At 38.9% G+C, this 1,297-nt stretch carries 2 protein-coding genes; both read left to right on the top strand.

Annotated features, from left to right (window positions below):
- Window positions 1-7: 7 nt before the first annotated feature.
- Window positions 8-433, top strand: coding sequence for a phage holin family protein (locus BB045_RS08570; RefSeq protein WP_075140681.1), 426 nt, complete (start codon window positions 8-10; stop codon window positions 431-433).
- Window positions 433-1,251: a GH25 family lysozyme gene (locus tag BB045_RS08565; protein WP_075140680.1), complete on the top strand. Its 819-nt coding sequence runs from the start codon at window positions 433-435 to the stop codon at window positions 1,249-1,251. Before BB045_RS08570 ends, BB045_RS08565 begins: the two co-directional genes overlap by 1 nt.
- Window positions 1,252-1,297: the final 46 nt, after the last annotated feature.

Genomic DNA, 1,297 nt, shown 5'->3' with positions numbered 1-1,297 from the left:
GAAAAAGATGGATCGTATTGATGTATTATTAAAAACCTTTATTGCCACTTTTGGTGGCTTCTGTGGGTATTTCTTGGGAGGATGGGATGCAACATTGAAAGTTCTAGTAATCATGGCAGCTATCGACTATATCACAGGAGTAGTCGCAGCAGGATATAACGGAGAGCTAAAAAGTAAAGTTGGCTTCAAAGGCATCGCCAAAAAGGTGGTGCTTTTTCTTTTGGTTGGAGTGGCGACCCAGCTAGATGTGGCACTTGGAAGCAATAGTGCTATTCGAGAAGCAACAATTTTCTTCTTCATGGGTAATGAATTACTTTCACTTTTAGAAAATGCTGGTCGAATGGGTATTCCGTTGCCACAAGCTTTGACAAATACAATTGAAATTTTAGGTGGTAAACAAAAACAAGAAGAGAAAAAGGGAGATGTTCAATAATGGGGTACATTGTAGATATTTCAAAATGGAATGGTAATATTAATTGGCCTGTAGCAAAACAACACATTGATTTCATAATCGCTCGTGTACAAGATGGTTCGAATTATGTAGATCCATTATATAAGGGGTATGTACAAGCTATGAAGCAGCACGGTATTCCTTTTGGGAACTATGCATTCTGTCGTTTCGTTTCTGAAAATGATGCACGTATAGAAGCTAGAGACTTTTGGAATCGCGGAGACAAGAGTGCGAAAGTCTGGGTTGCAGATGTTGAAGTGAAAACAATGAATGATATGAGAGCGGGCACTCAAGCTTTTATTGATGAATTACGCCGATTAGGTGCTCAAAAAGTCGGTTTATATGTTGGCCATCATATGTATGCTCCATTTGGTATGGCAAATGTAAAAGCAGACTTTGTGTGGATTCCACGTTACGGAGGGAAGCGACCTGCTTATCCATGCGATATTTGGCAATACACTGAAACAGGGAATGTACCTGGTATCGGTAAGTGTGATTTGAATGAGTTAATCGGAAGCAAACCTTTATCGTGGTTTACAGAAGTGAATCAACCAGAACAAAACGTTTCTAATGGTGGATATCAATATGTTAAATCTGGTGGGTTTGGCGTTTCATTGGTTCCTGAAGTATATAATGCTATGGCCGAACGTGGTACTAAAGGACAGGTTATTTCTGATCCATCAACTGGTATCGCATACTTACAAACGGAAGTACTACCTAATGCCGAATTAGATAAAATTACTTGGTGGATGGATACTAGACCTGAAGGTAAATGGTGGTACGAGTATATTAAGAAGTAAACAATGAAAGCCGTCCTGTTTAGTGGTTTTTTATTTGAATTTGTAT

The organism is Staphylococcus sp. MB377 (assembly GCF_001922505.1).
In the GTDB taxonomy this organism is placed as follows: Bacteria; Bacillota; Bacilli; order Staphylococcales; family Staphylococcaceae; genus Staphylococcus; species Staphylococcus haemolyticus.
This window is presented reverse-complemented; position numbering and strand designations above follow the sequence as displayed.

What these genes read in the sequence shown, in the direction of transcription:
- BB045_RS08570 (WP_075140681.1), top strand. Translation starts at nt 8, where the DNA reads ATGGATCGTATTGATGTATTATTAAAAACCTTTATTGCCACTTTTGGT.
- BB045_RS08565 (WP_075140680.1), top strand. Translation starts at nt 433, where the DNA reads ATGGGGTACATTGTAGATATTTCAAAATGGAATGGTAATATTAATTGG.